The organism is Cupriavidus sp. 01L45, assembly GCF_056399885.1.
The window spans coordinates 1-15,422 of the sequence record NZ_JBFTSG010000003.1; the positions used below are offsets into that span (position 1 = coordinate 1).

The 15,422-nt window shown below is 68.0% G+C and carries 10 protein-coding genes and 1 pseudogene; 9 read left to right on the forward strand and 2 right to left on the reverse strand.

Features of this window, described 5'->3' with window-relative positions; genetic code table 11:
- Positions 1–175: pseudogene (locus AC1DT6_RS02475) on the reverse strand (Asp/Glu racemase); the annotation flags it as partial.
- 364 nt (positions 176–539) lie between these two features.
- Between AC1DT6_RS02475 and AC1DT6_RS02480 the strand changes: the two are divergent.
- From AC1DT6_RS02480 to AC1DT6_RS02500, 5 genes are all read left to right on the forward strand, one after another.
- A complete protein-coding gene (locus tag AC1DT6_RS02480) occupies positions 540–1,694 on the forward strand; it encodes an FAD-dependent monooxygenase (protein WP_441635944.1) in 1,155 nt (384 codons plus the stop codon).
- 84 nt (positions 1,695–1,778) lie between these two features.
- The gene (locus tag AC1DT6_RS02485; RefSeq protein ID WP_441635946.1) at positions 1,779–2,285 is read left to right on the forward strand and encodes a (2Fe-2S)-binding protein; all 507 of its coding nucleotides are present in this window, start codon (positions 1,779–1,781) and stop codon (positions 2,283–2,285) included.
- On the forward strand, positions 2,282–5,308 hold the full coding sequence (locus tag AC1DT6_RS02490) for a c-type cytochrome (RefSeq protein ID WP_477112032.1): 3,027 nt from the start codon (positions 2,282–2,284) through the stop codon (positions 5,306–5,308). The genes AC1DT6_RS02485 and AC1DT6_RS02490 overlap by 4 nt, the downstream gene beginning before the upstream one ends.
- Before the next feature lie 402 nt (positions 5,309–5,710).
- On the forward strand, positions 5,711–7,021 hold the full coding sequence (locus AC1DT6_RS02495; RefSeq protein ID WP_276285969.1) for an MFS transporter: 1,311 nt from the start codon (positions 5,711–5,713) through the stop codon (positions 7,019–7,021).
- Positions 7,022–7,174: 153 nt separating this feature from the next.
- A complete protein-coding gene (locus tag AC1DT6_RS02500; RefSeq protein ID WP_035865453.1) occupies positions 7,175–7,933 on the forward strand; it encodes an IclR family transcriptional regulator in 759 nt (252 codons plus the stop codon).
- A 6-nt stretch (positions 7,934–7,939) separates the two neighbouring features.
- On the opposite strand, the gene AC1DT6_RS02505 is transcribed toward AC1DT6_RS02500, so the two are convergent.
- Complete coding sequence (locus AC1DT6_RS02505; RefSeq protein WP_441635951.1) at positions 7,940–10,801, reverse strand: hypothetical protein; 2,862 nt, start codon at positions 10,799–10,801, stop codon at positions 7,940–7,942.
- Between the two features lie 199 nt (positions 10,802–11,000).
- Between AC1DT6_RS02505 and AC1DT6_RS02510 the strand changes: the two genes are divergently transcribed.
- The 4 genes from AC1DT6_RS02510 (at position 11,001) to pepE (ending at position 15,419) form a co-directional block, all read left to right on the forward strand.
- Positions 11,001–11,735: an IclR family transcriptional regulator gene (locus AC1DT6_RS02510; RefSeq protein ID WP_477104598.1), complete on the forward strand. Its 735-nt coding sequence runs from the start codon at positions 11,001–11,003 to the stop codon at positions 11,733–11,735.
- 67 nt (positions 11,736–11,802) lie between these two features.
- Positions 11,803–13,392, forward strand: coding sequence for an OPT/YSL family transporter (locus AC1DT6_RS02515; protein WP_441635955.1), 1,590 nt, complete (start codon positions 11,803–11,805; stop codon positions 13,390–13,392).
- Positions 13,393–13,444: 52 nt separating this feature from the next.
- Complete coding sequence (locus tag AC1DT6_RS02520) at positions 13,445–14,629, forward strand: aminotransferase class V-fold PLP-dependent enzyme (protein WP_441635957.1); 1,185 nt, start codon at positions 13,445–13,447, stop codon at positions 14,627–14,629.
- Positions 14,630–14,663: 34 nt separating this feature from the next.
- Positions 14,664–15,419, forward strand: a complete 756-nt coding sequence (gene pepE, locus AC1DT6_RS02525) for a dipeptidase PepE (RefSeq protein ID WP_441635959.1) — start codon at positions 14,664–14,666, stop codon at positions 15,417–15,419.
- The last annotated feature ends 3 nt before the right edge of the window (positions 15,420–15,422 follow it).

The following is a 15,422-nucleotide window of genomic DNA, read 5'->3' on the forward strand; positions in this document are numbered from 1 at the left end:
GTTCCTCCTTGACCACCTTCTTCATGCGCATGCGGCTGGAGTGGAAGGTGAACCGCTCGGGCCGCACCTGCTGGCGCGCCAGCAGCATCGCGGGGATTTCGGTTTCCATGGTGGTGTTCGAGCTCGGCACGATCTGGCCGATACGGAAAATTTTCTGCACTGTCGACTCCGTCATCTATGTGTTCTGTCCACCCGCCCTGGCGCCCGTCTTCGCGGCAGCGCCCTGCACGGCCGGCCCGGAGCCTTCAATGGTCTCCGTAGCCTGCGAACGATTGTAGTGTACACACGCTATTTGCACAACAAAACCATGACTGGAGGAATAGGCACTATTTCAGTGCCCGCTTAATGAACCAACCCCTTTAATGGTGCGTATTTTCACGCATGATGGGCATTGAATCGGCTCAGTCACTTTGATATCAGGGTTTTCCATAGGGGTGGCATGTCATTTCTTTACAAGCAAATTTCTCGTGTGTACACTCGATTCATCGATTGGCCAGACGGCCTGTTCAGACCCACATCACACCGCCAGGAGAAACATCGTGCAAGGCAAACCACGCATCGCAGTGATCGGCGCCGGACTGGGAGGGACGGTCGCGGCCGCCCTGCTGCAGCGCGCCGGACATCAAGTCAGGCTGTATGAGCAGGCGCCGGCGTTTTCGCGCCTGGGCGCCGGCATCCACGTCGGGCCCAATGTCATGAAGGTCATGCGCAGGATCGGCCTGGAGGATGCGCTCAACAACATGGGCTGCCACCCGGACTTCTGGTACAGCCGCGACTGGCAAAGCGGCGAAGTGATCGCGCAGATCCCGCTTGGCGACTATGCCGTGTCGCACTATGGCGCGAGCTACCTGACCGTGCACCGTGGCGACTTCCATGCCCTGCTGACCGAAGCGGTGGCGCCCGGCACGCTGCTGTTCGACAAGAAGCTGGCCAGCGTGGAAGACCTGGGCCATGTGGTGCGCCTGCGCTTTGCCGACGGCACCGTCGATGAAGCCGATATCGTGATCGGCGCGGACGGCGTGAACTCCCGCATCCGCGAAAGCCTGCTGGGCGCCGAGCCGCCCAAGTACACGGGCTACGTGGCGCACCGCGCCGTGTTCCCGATCTCGCGCGTGAAAGGCTTCACCCACGAACGTTGCACCAAGTGGTGGTCCGACGACCGCCACATGATGGTCTACTTCGACACCAGCAAGCTCGACGAAATCTATTACGTGACCGGTGTGCCCGAGCCCACCTGGGACATGAGCAAGAGCTGGCTGCCCAGCAGCATCGAGGAAATGCGCGCCGCGTTCGACGGCTGGCATGAAGGCGTGCAATCGCTGATCGAAGGCACCGTGGAAGTGACCAAGTGGCCGCTGCTGGAACGCGATCCGCTGCCGGTGTGGAGCCGCGGCCGCCTGGTGCTGCTCGGCGATGCCTGCCACCCGATGAAGCCGCACATGGCACAGGGCGCGGCGATGGCCATCGAGGACGCCGCCATGCTGGCGCGCTGCCTGGACCAGACCGGCGTATCGGACTTCGGCGCCGCCTTCGCGCTGTACGAGGCCAACCGTGCCGAGCGCGCCAGCAAGGTGCAACTGGTTTCGCACAACAACACGTGGCTGCGCACCAACGAGAACCCGGACTGGTGCTTCGGTTACGATGTGTTCAGCGTGCCACTGGTGGAAGCCGGGCGCGTGGCCGTCGCAGCCTGAGCCACGTCCCGGCAAGACCGCCGGGCGCCCCCAAACGGGCGCCCGGCCACGCGAGTGATGTTCTAAAACGCCCCCAGCCCCACGATGAACACGCCCCGCCCCCTGTGCCTCCGGGTCAACCGAACCACATACCAGCTCGATGCCGAGGTCGATCCCGGCACGCCGCTGCTCTATATCCTGCGCAACGACCTGGCCTGCAACGGTCCTAAATACGGCTGCGGGCTGGGGCAGTGCGGCGCCTGCACGGTGCTGGTGGATGGCGTGGCGGCGCGTTCCTGCGTGATCCCCGTGAAAGCGGTGGCGCAGCGCGCCATCACTACGCTCGACGGGCTGGGCGCGCCGGGCGAGCCCGACCCGGTGCAGCAGGCCTTTATCGACGAACAGGCGGCGCAGTGCGGCTATTGCCTGAACGGCATGATCATGACCGCCAAGGCCCTGCTGGCGGAAAACCCGGACCCCGACGAAGCGCAGATCCGCGAGGCACTGCGCTTCAACCTTTGCCGCTGCGGCACGCATGTGGAGATCCTGCGCGCGGTCCGGCGCGCCGCCGTGCTGCTGCGGCAGGCTGCCGCCCCGGAAGGCACGCCATGAGCGGGCGCGACCAACTCGTGATCGGCCAGGACAGCGTGACGGCATGGCAGCCGCCGCCCGAGCGGCAATGGCTGGCAGGCCACGTGATACGCCCTCCCGTGCTGGAATGGCACGCAGGCAGCCTGCGCAGCGCACGGCTGCTTGAATGCGACGACGCCGCTGCGCGCGCACTACCCGGCGTTGCTTCGGTAGTGCGGCGCGGCGATTTCCTGGGCATTGCCGCCGCCACGGCGCAGCAGGCCGCGCAGGCAGCCGGCGTGCTGCGTGCCCGCTGGCAGGCACCCCCCAAACCCGTGGCCCCAGGCGCGCCGCTCACCCGCCGCCTGCTTGCCGCGCACGGTGACACCACCCAGGCCATGGCGGACGCCACGGGCCGGAGCGCGCAAGACTATCAATGGCCGCTTGCCGGGCTGCAACCTAGAGGTTGCACCGCCGTCGCCGACTGGCGCGATGGCGCGCTGCGCGTGTGGCTGCCCAGCCGCAACCCCGGGGCCTTGCGCATGGAACTGGCGGCCCTGCTAGGCGTCGGCGAAGACCGCATCACGCTGGTCTGCTGGCAGGCCATGGACAGCGACAACAACCGCGCCGGCGAAGATGCGCTGTACGCCCATCATGCGGCTGCCGATGCCGCCTTGCTGGCGCAGGCCGCCGGCGGCACGGTCCGGGTGCGCGTGGAAGCGCATGAGCTGGGCGCCACGCAGGCACAGGTGAATACCCATATCGAGAGCGCGTGGACGGGCGATGGCGAGATCGCCGCTTACGCTGTCAATGCGGCTGTCGATGCGCGCGGCAGCGCGGCCGTGATGGCGGCCCCGCCGCTTGCCCTGTGGCTGACCGGAACGCCGGCGCCGGTCGGCGAGATTGACCTCGATGCATCCGGCGCAAGCGACGAAACCAGGGGCGACGCCATCCTGCCGCCCTACCGCTTCGCCAGCCTGAGCGTGACGCAGGCCGGCGCGCCCGGCCTGCCGCGCGCCGCCGGCACGCCTGGCCAGACGGCAAGGGCCTATGTCTTCGCACATGAATCGCACCTGGACGAGGTAGCGGCGGCCAGCGCACAGGATCCGGTGGCCTTGCGGCTGCGGCACCTCGACGACGCGCGCGGGGCCGGCCTGGTGCGCCGGGTCGCGGCGCAAGCCAACTGGCAGCCGCGCGGGGAACGCACGCAAGCGAACCAGAACGTACGGCGCGGGCGTGGATTTGCCTATGCCAGCACCATCGAAGCCGGCGAAGCCAACGCGGGCCAGCCCGCGCAAAGCTGGTCCGCCTGGGTGGCCGAAGTCGAAGTCGATGCCAGCACCGGCGAGGTCAGCGTGACCGGTGTCACGCTTGGCCATGACAGCGATGCGGGCGAGCAAGGCGCGGGCAACGCCCTGGCCTTGCAGCAGGAAGCCGCGCGGGCGGCACAGCAACTCATCGCCGGCGGCACCTTCGACAGCTGGCCGGGCACAGCGGCACCGGCATTGGCTGCACGGCACGACGCCGGCCTGCCCGCGCTCGCCACCGTGCCGTTGCCGCAGGTACGCATTGCCGGCGCACTCGGTGCGGCAACCACCACGCTGGGTACCAGCGCGGCGGCCACCCTGCCCGCCGCGCCCGCCGTGGCCAACGCCATCTTCGACGCCACCGGCGTGCGCCTGCGCGAGCCGCCGTTCAGCGGCGAACGTATCCGCCTTGCGCTTGCCGCGCAGGGCAGTGCCGATGGCACCAGCAAGCGAGGCGCCGCGCGCAAGCGCAACTGGCTGCTGGCCGGCGCCACCGCCGCCGTCGGCCTGTTCGCCACCGCGATGCCGTGGCGCGCGCCGATCGCGCCGGTCGCCCCGCCCGAAGCCGGCTTCTATTCCGCCGCCACCATCGAACGCGGCCGGCTGGTGGCCGCCGCGGGCGACTGCGCGGTCTGCCACACCGCACCCAACGGCGTGCGCAATGCCGGCGGGCTGGCGCTGGATACGCCGTTCGGCACCATCTACAGCACCAACATCACGCCCGATGTCGAGACCGGCATCGGCAACTGGTCCTACGCGGCGTTCGAGCGCGCCATGCGCCAGGGCATTCATCGCGATGGCCGGCACCTGTACCCGGCGTTCCCGTACACCGCCTTCGCCAAGGTCAGCGATGGCGACCTGCAGGCGCTCTACGCCTACCTGATGGCCGCCGAGCCGGTGCGCGCCAAGGCGCCCGAGACCGCGCTGGCCTTCCCCTACAACCTGCGTCCGCTGATGGCCGGATGGAACCTGCTGTTCCACCGCGCCAAGCCCTTCGAGGCCAATCCGGCCCGCTCGGCGCAGTGGAACCGCGGCGCCTACCTGGCCGAGGGCCTGGGCCATTGCAGCGCCTGCCATTCGCCGCGCAATGCGCTGGGCGCCGAACGCGGCGGCCGCCTCTACCTGGGCGGCGGCGAAGCCGAAGGCTGGGAGGCGCCCGCGCTGGGCAAGCTCTCGCATGCGCCGGTGCCGTGGACGGAACAATCGCTGTTTGAATACCTGCGCACCGGCTACGCGCCACATCATGGCGCCGCCGCCGGCCCGATGGCGCCGGTGGTGGAAGAACTGGCGCTGCTGCCCGAGGACGATGTGCGCGCCATCGCGCACTATGTGGCGTCGTTCGGCGAGACCGGGCCGGATGCGGCGGCGGCAAGCGCGCAAGCCATGTTGCTCGAGCAGCGCAGCGCCACCGCGGCGCGTACGCTTGGCGGCCCTGCCGCGCGCCTTTACCAGAATGCCTGCGCGGTCTGCCACCAGGGCGACCAGGGCATCAGGCAGTTCGGCATCAAGCCGTCGCTCGCGCTCAATACCAACCTGCACGGCGACAAGCCCGACAACCTGATCCGCGTGCTGCTCGACGGTATTCCCACGCCGGCGGCAAGCGAACTGGGCTATATGCCGGCCTTCGGCGAAAGCCTCGACGACCGCCAACTGACGCAGCTGGTGCATTACCTGCGCGCCCGCTTCGCCCCCGACAAACCCGCATGGGAAAACGTGGACGACACGCTCGCGCGGCTGCGCGCAGCCCCATCTCATTAAGCAGGCACTGAACAAAAACAGGCCGGCCTGAGGCCCCCGATCCGTCAATTCCTGCGGCAAGCCACCTTGCCGCCGCCCGCTGCCGCGCGCTTGCCGCGCGGCACGGGAAAACCCCGAGGAGAAAACCGCCATCGCTCCCTTGCGAGCTTGTTTCATGTAGCTTACGCTGAACGCTTCATGTAGAAGGCACTACATGAGTGCCGGATGAAGGAAAGCGGTGCCGCCCCTGCACAAGGACGGCGCGTAACATCCCGGCCAGCCCGCCGGAAACCATAAAAATCGAACATCCATCACTGCACAGGCCCTGGCCCGCTGCTTGCATATGCAACAGCACCCAAGCGGCGACAGCGATGGCAAAGACATCCACACGGTAGACAACGGTAAAACAGTTAAGGAGTAAACATGTCGTATCAGTATCAAGACGGCGCGGCGGGCGTGCTACCCGCGGCAGCGCAGCCAGACATCTATCGCAAGGTGACCTGGCGCCTGATCCCGTTCTTCTGTGCCTGCTACCTCGCCGCCTATCTCGACCGCATCAACGTCGGGCTGGCCAAGCTGCAGATGCTGGACGACCTGCACTTCAGCGAAACGGTCTACGGCCTGGGCGCCGGGCTGTTCTTCGTGGGCTACATCCTGTTCGAGGTGCCGAGCAACCTGGTGCTGCAAAAGGTGGGGGCGCGCATCTGGATCGCCCGCATCATGGTGACGTGGGGCCTGCTGTCCGGCGCCACCATGTTCGTCAACACGCCAACGCAGTTCTACGTGCTGCGCTTCCTGCTGGGCGCCGCCGAGGCCGGCTTCCTGCCCGGCGTGCTGCTGTACCTGACCTACTGGTTCCCCACGCACAAGCGCAGCAAGATCATTGCGCTGTTCATGATGGGCCTGCCCCTGGCCAGCATGATCGGCAGCCCGATCTCCGGCTGGATCATGACCGCCTTCGCCGGCATGCACGGCTGGGCCGGCTGGCAATGGCTGTTCTTCCTGGAAGCCATTCCCTCGGTGCTGCTGGGCGTGATGGTGTTCTTCTACCTGCCCAACGGCATCAAGGACGCCAAGTGGCTGGAGGCCGACGAGAAGCGCACCCTGCAGCGCAACCTGGACACCGACGTGCTGGTGGAGAGCAGCCACTCGCTCAAGGCGGCCTTTACCGACAAGCGCGTGTGGATGCTGGGCCTGATCGACATGTGCCTGCTGATGGGCACGTACTCGATCGGTTTCTGGATGCCGACCATCATCCGCGACTCCGGCGTGGCGAGCCCGCTGCAGATCGGCCTGCTGACCGCGATCCCGCACGCGGTGGCGGTGATCGCGATGCTGCTCAACGGCGCCCACTCCGACAAGACGCGCGAGCGCCGCTGGCATATCGTGATCCCCATCCTGGCGGGCGCCGCCGGCCTGGTGGGCAGCACCTTCGTCACCGGTTCCACCTCCGCCACCGTGCTGATGCTGACGCTGGCCAACGTGGGCATCGTGGCCACCTTCCCGGTGTTCTGGTGCCTGCCGTCGACCTTCCTGAGCGGCACCGCGGCCGCCGCCGGCATTGCGCTGGCCTGCTCGATCGCCAACCTCGGTGGCTTTGCGGCCACTTACCTGCTGGGCTGGCTGAAGGACACCTTCCATAGCCCAAGCGCGGGCCTGATCCTGTTTGCGGGCTGCCTGCTGGCGAGCTGCTTCCTGGTGCTGGCGATGCCGGCCAAGGTGGTCAACCGGTAAAGCCTGTACGGCGAACGCTTCGCCGAGAACGGCGGACGGCACCTGTGGGTGCCGTCCGCCGTTTTTGCATGAATCCGCAGCAAACCCCGCGCAGACATTGAGCCCCACGCCGCTTATCCGTACCATGCTGCCCATGCAAAGCAGGAAATTCGTATGACTCTCAAGACTCTGGACGGCGCGCTGGCCTTGCTGACCTACTTCACCGTGCGCCAGCCCACCTGGGGCGTGCGCGAGCTGGCCAAGCACAGCGGGGTCCATCACGCGGTGGTGCATCGGGTGCTCGCCACCTTCGCCGCCAATGGCTTCCTGGTGCAGGACGCGGTCAGCGGCAAGTATTCGCTGGGGCTGCGGCTGTTCGAACTGGGCCAGGTGGTACGCAAGACCTTCTCGCCGGCGGAAGTGGTACAGCCGGTGCTGGAAAAGCTCGCCGAGCAAAGCGGCGAGACGGTGTTCCTGTCGTGGCTCGATGGTCACGAGGGGTTGTGCGTGGGCATGGTCCAGAGCCAGCACCAGTTGCGGTTCTCGATCGAGCTGGGCCAGCGCTTTCCCTTGCACGCCGGTGCGCACGCCAAGGTGATCCTGGCCTTCCAGGACGATGCCTTTCGCGCCCGCGTGCTGGAGAATGCCCGCGACCAGGCGCAGCCCGCGCTGGCCGCGCCCGATCCCGCCGTCATCGAGCCGCAGCTGGCCGAGATCCGCACGCAAGGCTGGGCGCATACGCGCGGCGAGGCCGCCGCCAGCGTGGCTGGGCTGGCCCTGCCGTTATGGTCGCGCGACCACACCGAGGTGGTCGGCTCGCTGGCGATTGCCGGCCCGCAGCAACGCCTGAACGAGGAATCGGTGCCGCGCATGCTGGATGCGCTGCGCGAAGCGAGCCGCCGGCTGGAAGAGGTGGTGGGCTTCGGACGCTGAGCGAGCCTAGTGTAGCCATAGGGCGTGCGCCACCGCATCGCCCTGCGCCCCGCCGCCGAAGACGCGCTGGCCAATGGCGAAGCCCAGCTCGCGGTAGCTCTCCCACTGCGCCTCGTCGAAGAACTGGTCGCTGGTCGGCTCCTGCGGGAACCCGGGATGGCCGGCGCCATACTGCTGCACATCGGCCGGCGCCGAGCCAATCATGCAGGGCTTGAGCAAGACGATGCGCGATACCGGCCGGCGCGTGGCAGCCGGGTCGGCGGCACGAAAGACGTTCAGCAGGATCGCGCATTTCTCGCTCGACGCCTGTCGCGCCGACGGCAGGAAATCCGCCGGCGTGCCGAACGCGTTGCCGAGCACATCGTCACCGGCGGCCGCGGTATCCACCACTATCTCCAGCTCCATGTCGATGCGCGCCAGCCGGATCAGGTTGGCAAGATCGCCAAACTGGTATTGGGGATCCGCCCCGCAATCGCACAGCACGATCAGCGTCACGCCGCGCTCGGGACGCAGCAGCTCATACACGGCCGTGTTCTCGAAATGGCCGCCGTCCGACAGATACTGCCAGCCGCGCCGCGTGCCATGAAAGCGCGCGCTCAGCTCGCAGGCCAGGTAGTACTGGGTGCGGAACAGCGTGATAAAGCCGCCCAGCCAGGGCAACCCGGCACGGTCCGCCTGCACGCAGTCGCGGTCGGCGCCGCCGGCGCGCGGCGCGCTGCCGGCATCCAGCGGATACGACGGCCACCAGGTGCCCAGGCGGAGGTTGGCCAGCCCCAGCAACAGCGACGTGCCCAGCGTGGTGGAACGGCCCAGCCCGGTGGAGATCGCCGCGCCGGAGGTAGCGATCCAGTCGCCGAGCGTGCGCGACTGCGACAGCTCGCTGCCGCCCGCCTTGTGCGTCTCCGGGTAATACAACTGCCCGTCCACGGTGAAGCGCACGAAGGAATCGGCGGGCACGGCGCGCGTGGCCGTGGGCGGCAACATGAAAGGCCCGGGCGCGATGCACAGCGGCTTGCCCTTGCGGTCGCGCTGCACCAGTTGCTCGGCGGGATCCACGGTGAGGTTGAGCGTGACGTTGATCAGGTGCAGCGGCGCCAGCATGGCGGGATCGTAGTAGGTGTTCAGGCTGAGCGCATCGCCGGCCTCGGGCTCGGCCACGCTGAGCCTGGCACGCTGGCTGGCGTGCTGCTGCGCCGGTGCCGCCCCGCTGCCGGGCGCGAAGCGCTGGCCGTTGGAGCCGCCGAGGTAGGCGCGGGTCAGGCGGGCCGAATAAAACTGCTGCAGCGTGGACAGGTTCAGGAAGCCGGCGAAGCGCCCGGAAATCAGCGTGAGCCCGAGCGCCAGCGCGCTCAGCACGGACAGCACCGGCGCGGTGTAGCCCGTGCCGAACACCAGCCAGTCGACCGGCTCGCGCCCATTCCACCTCACCCACAACACCAGCCACGACCACATGACGAAAACCAGCATCGCCACCACGGCGGCGGCGATGCCGGCCAACAGCGACACCGGCAGCCGCGACAGCCACGTCCCCCCCTTGCCATCGCTGCCCTTGCCATCGAGCAGGCCCGCGCCATAGCGGATCAGCCAGACCAGGCCACCCAGCATCCCCGCCGGACCGAGCGCGCCCCAGGGGTGGCCCGTGGCCTGCGTGTAGAGGTAGAAGGTACGCGCCACGGTATCCGCCACGCCCAGCGCCGCGAGCCACAGCGCCACGCCGACGGCACGGCTCAGCACGCGCGTGGCACGCACGCGGTAGGCCTGCACGGTGGCAGGCTGGCTCCGGCACAGGACAAAGCAGCATGCCACGCCCAGCAAGGTCAGCACCGCGATGGCCAGCAGCAGGCAAGACACTACCAGCCCCGGCCCGAGGTTGTGCAGCCAGGCGGCCAGCCCCAGCATGACAACGCCAGCCAGCGCGGCAAGGCGCGTGGCGAGGCTATCGAAGCGCAACGCCGGCCGCCCGTCGCCGGCGCGCGGGTAGACCAGCCAGTAAGCCAGGCCGGGCGGCACCGCGAACAGCAGCAGCGCGGCCAGCGGCAGCCATAGCAACTCGCTCCACCAGATCGCCAGGCCGCCCTCGTTGAACACCTGCCGCGCGTCGTGCAGCAGATCCATCTCATGCCGCCCCAGGTCGAGCCAGGTCCCCACCGCGAGATGGCGGGAAAGGGCCAGCAATGCCAGCAGCAACAGCAGCGCGCTGCCGATCACGTATTGCATGGCAAACCAGTTGCGCACCATCAGCGACGCCGCGTAGAGCGAATCGCCGGCGCCGGTGGGCGTCAGGTAGCGCCCGTTCTCGCGCAACCACGCCACGGCGGCGCGGCCGGGGTCGGCGGCGTAGGACACCGAGGAGCGGATGCGCCCCGGCGGCTCCTGCCGCAGCGTGCGGTAGGCAAGCGCGGCGGCCTCGGGCGGCGTCGTTCCCGGTTTCAGGCGGCCGGGCACGAACAGGCTGCAGAAGAAGGCGCCGAGGTAGCCGCCGCCGCTGACGGTGGAGAGGTAATCGAACTGGCCAAGCAGTGCGGTGGTGGCTGGCGGGGGCGCGGTGAGAGCAGGCGCGGGGCCATCGCCTTCCTGCACGGCGTCCTGCATGACATCCGGCATGGCCGCCGCCGTAGCGGCCTGCCCGCCGTCGCGCTTCACGTCATGCAGTGTCGCGCCGGGCGCGCCGGCCACCGGCGGCGGCGGCGCCTTGGCCAGCGCCTGCATCACGCCCAGGCAGAAGGTGGCGCTGCGAATCCCGCCGCCGGAGAGCGCCACGGCCCAGTTGCCGTCGCCATCGCGGATGCGCCTGGCAATGCCGAGTTGCCGGCGCCGGCGCGCGATGCGGGCCAACTCGTCTCCGGAAGCCTGGTCTTCGACTGGCATGCCGATCCTCCCTTGCAGATCCCCGCCCAAGTATAGGCGGCGCCACGGCGTGGAGAAGGCCGCACGCCATGTGCCCGGGAGCCTGCCCGCCCGGTGTTTACCCTGATTGTTCAGCCTCGCATCGAGGCCTAGCATTTTACACATACAGAGACACTGTCTCTTATATAGAGACACAAAAACCGCAACACCGACTGCTTCCATGCTCAAGACCCTGAACGGTGCCCTCGGCCTGATGACGCACTTCACCGTGCGCCAGCCAAGCTGGGGCGTGCGCGAACTCGCCAAGCACGCCGGGCTGCATCACGCCGTGGTGCATCGCGTGCTCGCCACCTTCGCCGCCAATGGCTTCCTGGTGCAGGACGCCGCCGGACGCTATGGCCTGGGCCTGCGCTGGCTGGAACTGGGCCAGGCAACCCGCAACACCTTCTCGCCCAGCGAAGTGGTGCAACCCGTGCTGGAAGCCCTGGCCGCGCAGAGCGGCGAGACCGTCTTCCTGTCGTGGCGCGATGGCTTCGAGGGGCTGTGCACGGATATCGCCCAGAGCCAGCACCAGTTGCGCTTTTCCATCGAAGTGGGCCAGCGCTTCCCGCTGTTCGCCGGTGCCCATGCCAAGGCCATTCTGGCCTACCAGGACGAGGGTTTCCGCGGCGAGGTGTACCGCGCGGGCGGCTTGAAAGACGAGGCAGTGGACGCACTGGAAGCGCAACTGGCGCGCATCCGCCTGGACGGCTGGGCGCATACCCGCGAGGAAGCCGCCGCCACGGTGGCCGGGCTGGCCGTACCGCTGTGGTCGCGCGACAGGCGCGCGGTGGTCGGCTCGCTCGGCATCGCCGGGCCGCTGCAAAGACTGGACATACAGGCCGTACCCCGCCTGCTGGACGCAATGCGCCGGGCCAAGGGGCCAATCGAGGAGGTTGCCGGTTTCATCCGCTAAATAAAACGTGCGGAGAACACTGGCAGGACAGATGATGAAAGGTAGAACCATGGAAGCCCCGGCAGCAATGAACCCACCCCTGGCGGCAACAGCCGCCACCCGCTCGCGCATCACCGAACCCTTCCTGCTGCTGGTCACGGTAGGGCTGTCGGTGTTCGGCGCGATGATCGGCATGCAGCTGATCGTCTCGCTTGGGATCTCGGCCAATACGTCGATCATCGGCGCGCTGATCGCCATCGTGTTCTCGCGCATCCCGCTGGAAATCACGCGGCGCTTCCGTGTGCTGGAGCGCCAGAACCTGGTGCAGACAGCGATTTCCTCGGCCACCTTCGGCGCGGCCAATTCGCTGATGATCCCGCTTGGCGTGCCCTACGCCATGGGCATGCCGGAGCTGGCCACGCCGATGCTGATTGGCGCGGTGATCGCCATGTTCGTCGATGGCGCCATGCTGTATTTCCTGTTCGGCAGCAAGATCTTCCCGGCCACGGGCACCTGGCCGGCGGGCATTGCCACGGCGGAGGCGATCTGGGCGGGCGACCGCGGCGGACGCAAGGCGGCCTTCCTGGGCCTGGGCATCGCGGTGGGCGTGGGCGGCGCGTGGTTCGGCATTCCGATGTCGGCCTTTGGTGCGGCCTTTCTCGGCAACCTCGCCGCGCTGACCATGTTCGGCCTGGGGCTGCTGACGCGCGGCTACTCGGTGCCGCTGCTCGGCATCGACATCGCCAAGGCTTATATCCCGCATGGCCTGATGATCGGCGCCGGGCTGGTAGCGCTGTTCCAGGTCGCGCGTGAAATCCACAAGTCGCGCAACGCCCTGGCTGCCGACGAGCGCACCATCGAGGTCCCGGCGTCGCGCGCCAGCCGCATCCTGTCGGGCGGCTTCCTGGTCTACCTGGCTATCGCGCTGCTGATCTCGGTGCTGGCCGGCCATGTTTCCGACATGTCGCTGGGCATGCTGGTCGTGTTCGTGCTGTACGCGGCGTTCGCCGCCTATGTGCACGAGCTGATCGTCGGCATCGCCGCAATGCATTCGGGCTGGTTCCCGGCCTTCGCGGTGGCGCTGATCACGCTGACCATCGGCATCCTGATCGGCTTCCCGCCGACCGCGCTGGCGGTCCTGGTGGGCTTCTCCGCCGCCACCGGCCCAGCCTTCGCCGACATGGGCTACGACCTGAAGACCGGCTACCTGCTGCGTGGCGAAGGCCGCGACATGGAGGCGGAACTCGCCGGGCGCAAGCAGCAGTTCTTCGCCGCCATGATCGGCTTCGCCGTCGCCGCGGTGGTGGTGATCGTGTTCCACGGGACCTTCTTTTCACAGAACATGCTGCCGCCGGTGGACCGCGTCTACGCCGCGTCGATCAAGGCCGGCTCCTCCGCCGAGATCGCACGCAACCTGGTGATCTGGGCCATTCCCGGCGCGCTGCTGCAGTTGCTGGGCGGCTCCAGGCGCCAGCTCGGCATCCTGCTTTCCACCGGCATGCTGATCGCCTCGCCGCTGGCCGGCTGGGCGGTACTCGCCGGCCTGCTGATCCGCTTCGTGCTGCTGCGCCTGCGGGGCGAGCGCGATATCGCGGCGATGAGCGCCTTCGCCGGCGGCGTGATCGCGGGCGATGCGTTGTTCAGCTTCTTCGGCTCCGTGACCAAGCTGCGCAAGTAAGCGCTGCCAACGCAAGAAGCCCCCTTTTTCCTGCACGACCCCGAGACGTTTCATGGATATCCAAGCAATCCGCGCCGACACCCCGTTGACGGCCTCCACCATCTACCTCGATACCGCGGCGGCCTCGCTGCCGCCGGACGCCGTGCTCGACGAGGTGCGCGCCTATCTGCTCGATACCGGCCACGTGGGCATCTACCTGCCGGCCTTCCGCAAGGCCACCTACGCCCGCGTGGAAGCGGTGCGCGCGCAACTGGCCGGCCTGCTCAACGCCGGGGCCGACGAGATCGCCTTTACCAAGAACGCCACCGAGAGCATCTCCATCGTGGCGCGCGGCATCGCGTGGCAAGCGGGCGACGAAGTGCTGGTGGCCGACACGGAAATGCTCAGTAACCTGCTGCCGTGGAAGCGCCTGGAGCAGACCCACGGCATCGTGGTGAAGATGGTGGCAGCCGATGCACAGGGGCTGCTGTCTCCCGGCAGCTTTGCCGCCGCCGTGACGCCACGCACTCGGCTGCTGACCTTCTCGCACCTGCCCAACTCCACCGGCGCGGTGCAGCCCGCCGCCGCCATCTGCGCAGTGGCGCGCACGCACGGCGTGCTGTCCCTGGTCAACGCCGCGCAAAGCGTGGGCATCCTGCGCTCCGATGTGCAAGCGCTGGATTGCGACTTTCTGGCCAGTTGCGGGCGCAAGGCGCTGCGCGCCACCGAGGGCTCGGGGTTCCTCTATGTACGCCGCGCGCTGATCGAGTCGATCGAGCCTGCGCTCGTTGGCTGGTGGAACGGCAGCTATGACCGCGCCACCGGCGCGTTGTCGCTGGTGCCGGGCGCACGCCGCTTTGAAGCCGGCTGCCCCATCGTGCCCGCCATCCTCGGCCTCGGCAGCGCCATCGGCTATGCGCAACGCATCGGCGTCGACGCCATCGAAGCGCGCGTGCGCAACCTCACCGCGTACGCCGTGCAGAAGCTCTCCGCCATCCCCGGCTTCGAACTCTATGGCCCGGTCAACGCCGCCGACCGCATCGGCATCGTGCCCTTCAACGTGCGCGGCGTGGACCCGGCCCGCATCGTGGCCGCGCTGGAACAGCAGCAATGCATCATCGAAGCGGGCAACTTCATGGCCGATGCCATCCTGGCACGCTACGGCGTCTCCACCATGGCGCGGGTCTCTCTGCACTACTTCAATACGCATGAGGAAATCGACCGCGTGGCCGAGCTGATCGCCGCCGCCGTCGCCTGAGCCTTCCTTCACGACTGAACAACCGGAACCTGACATGAATCAACGCATCCTGCTGATGAGCAGCTCACGCAAGGACAACCTCGGCTACCTGGAACATGCCGACGCGCAGATCCACACCTTGTTGAAGCTCGAGCCACGCAAGGTCCTGTTCGTCCCCTTCGCCGGCGTGAGCTTCAGCTTCGACACATATGAAGGCATGGTCAAACCGGTGTTCGAGCGCCTGGGCTACGCGCTCGAGTCCATCCATCACAGCGCCGACGCACGCCGCGCGGTGGAACAGGCCGAAGCCATCGCGGTGGGCGGCGGCAATACCTTCGCCCTGCTCAAGCGCATGTACGACGCCGACATCGTCGAGGCGATCCGCGCCAAGGTGCGGGCCGGCACGCCCTACGTCGGCTGGAGCGCCGGCAGCAACGTGGCTTGCCCGACCATCCGCACCACCAACGACATGCCCATCGTGCAGCCGCCCTCGCTGCGCGCGCTGCGCCTGGTGCCATTCCAGGTCAACCCGCACTTCATCAGCGGCAAACCCGCCGGCCACAATGGCGAAAGCCGCGAAGAGCGCCTCGCCGAGTTCCTGCACATCAACGCGCCAGAGCAAGTCTTCGCGCTGCCGGAAGGTTCGGCCCTGTTCTCCGATGGCAGCAACGGCAAGGTGCTGGGCGAGCGCCATGCGCTGCACTTCACGGCCGAGGGCCAGGTAGAGACGCTGCGCGAAGGCGAGACCTTCCCGCTGTCGCGCATCACCGGACCGGCCGGCATGGACGGCTGGCAAGACTTCCGGACCTGACCT

Excerpts from the sequence above, each read along its gene's own strand:
- AC1DT6_RS02510 (WP_477104598.1), top strand. The coding sequence starts at position 11,001 with ATGCTCAAGACCCTGAACGGTGCCCTCGGCCTGATGACGCACTTCACC.
- AC1DT6_RS02505 (WP_441635951.1), bottom strand. The coding sequence starts at position 10,801 with ATGCCAGTCGAAGACCAGGCTTCCGGAGACGAGTTGGCCCGCATCGCG.
- AC1DT6_RS02495 (WP_276285969.1), top strand. The coding sequence starts at position 5,711 with ATGTCGTATCAGTATCAAGACGGCGCGGCGGGCGTGCTACCCGCGGCA.
- AC1DT6_RS02500 (WP_035865453.1), top strand. The coding sequence starts at position 7,175 with ATGACTCTCAAGACTCTGGACGGCGCGCTGGCCTTGCTGACCTACTTC.
- AC1DT6_RS02485 (WP_441635946.1), top strand. The coding sequence starts at position 1,779 with ATGAACACGCCCCGCCCCCTGTGCCTCCGGGTCAACCGAACCACATAC.
- AC1DT6_RS02490 (WP_477112032.1), top strand. The coding sequence starts at position 2,282 with ATGAGCGGGCGCGACCAACTCGTGATCGGCCAGGACAGCGTGACGGCA.
- AC1DT6_RS02515 (WP_441635955.1), top strand. The coding sequence starts at position 11,803 with ATGAACCCACCCCTGGCGGCAACAGCCGCCACCCGCTCGCGCATCACC.
- AC1DT6_RS02520 (WP_441635957.1), top strand. The coding sequence starts at position 13,445 with ATGGATATCCAAGCAATCCGCGCCGACACCCCGTTGACGGCCTCCACC.
- pepE (WP_441635959.1), top strand. The coding sequence starts at position 14,664 with ATGAATCAACGCATCCTGCTGATGAGCAGCTCACGCAAGGACAACCTC.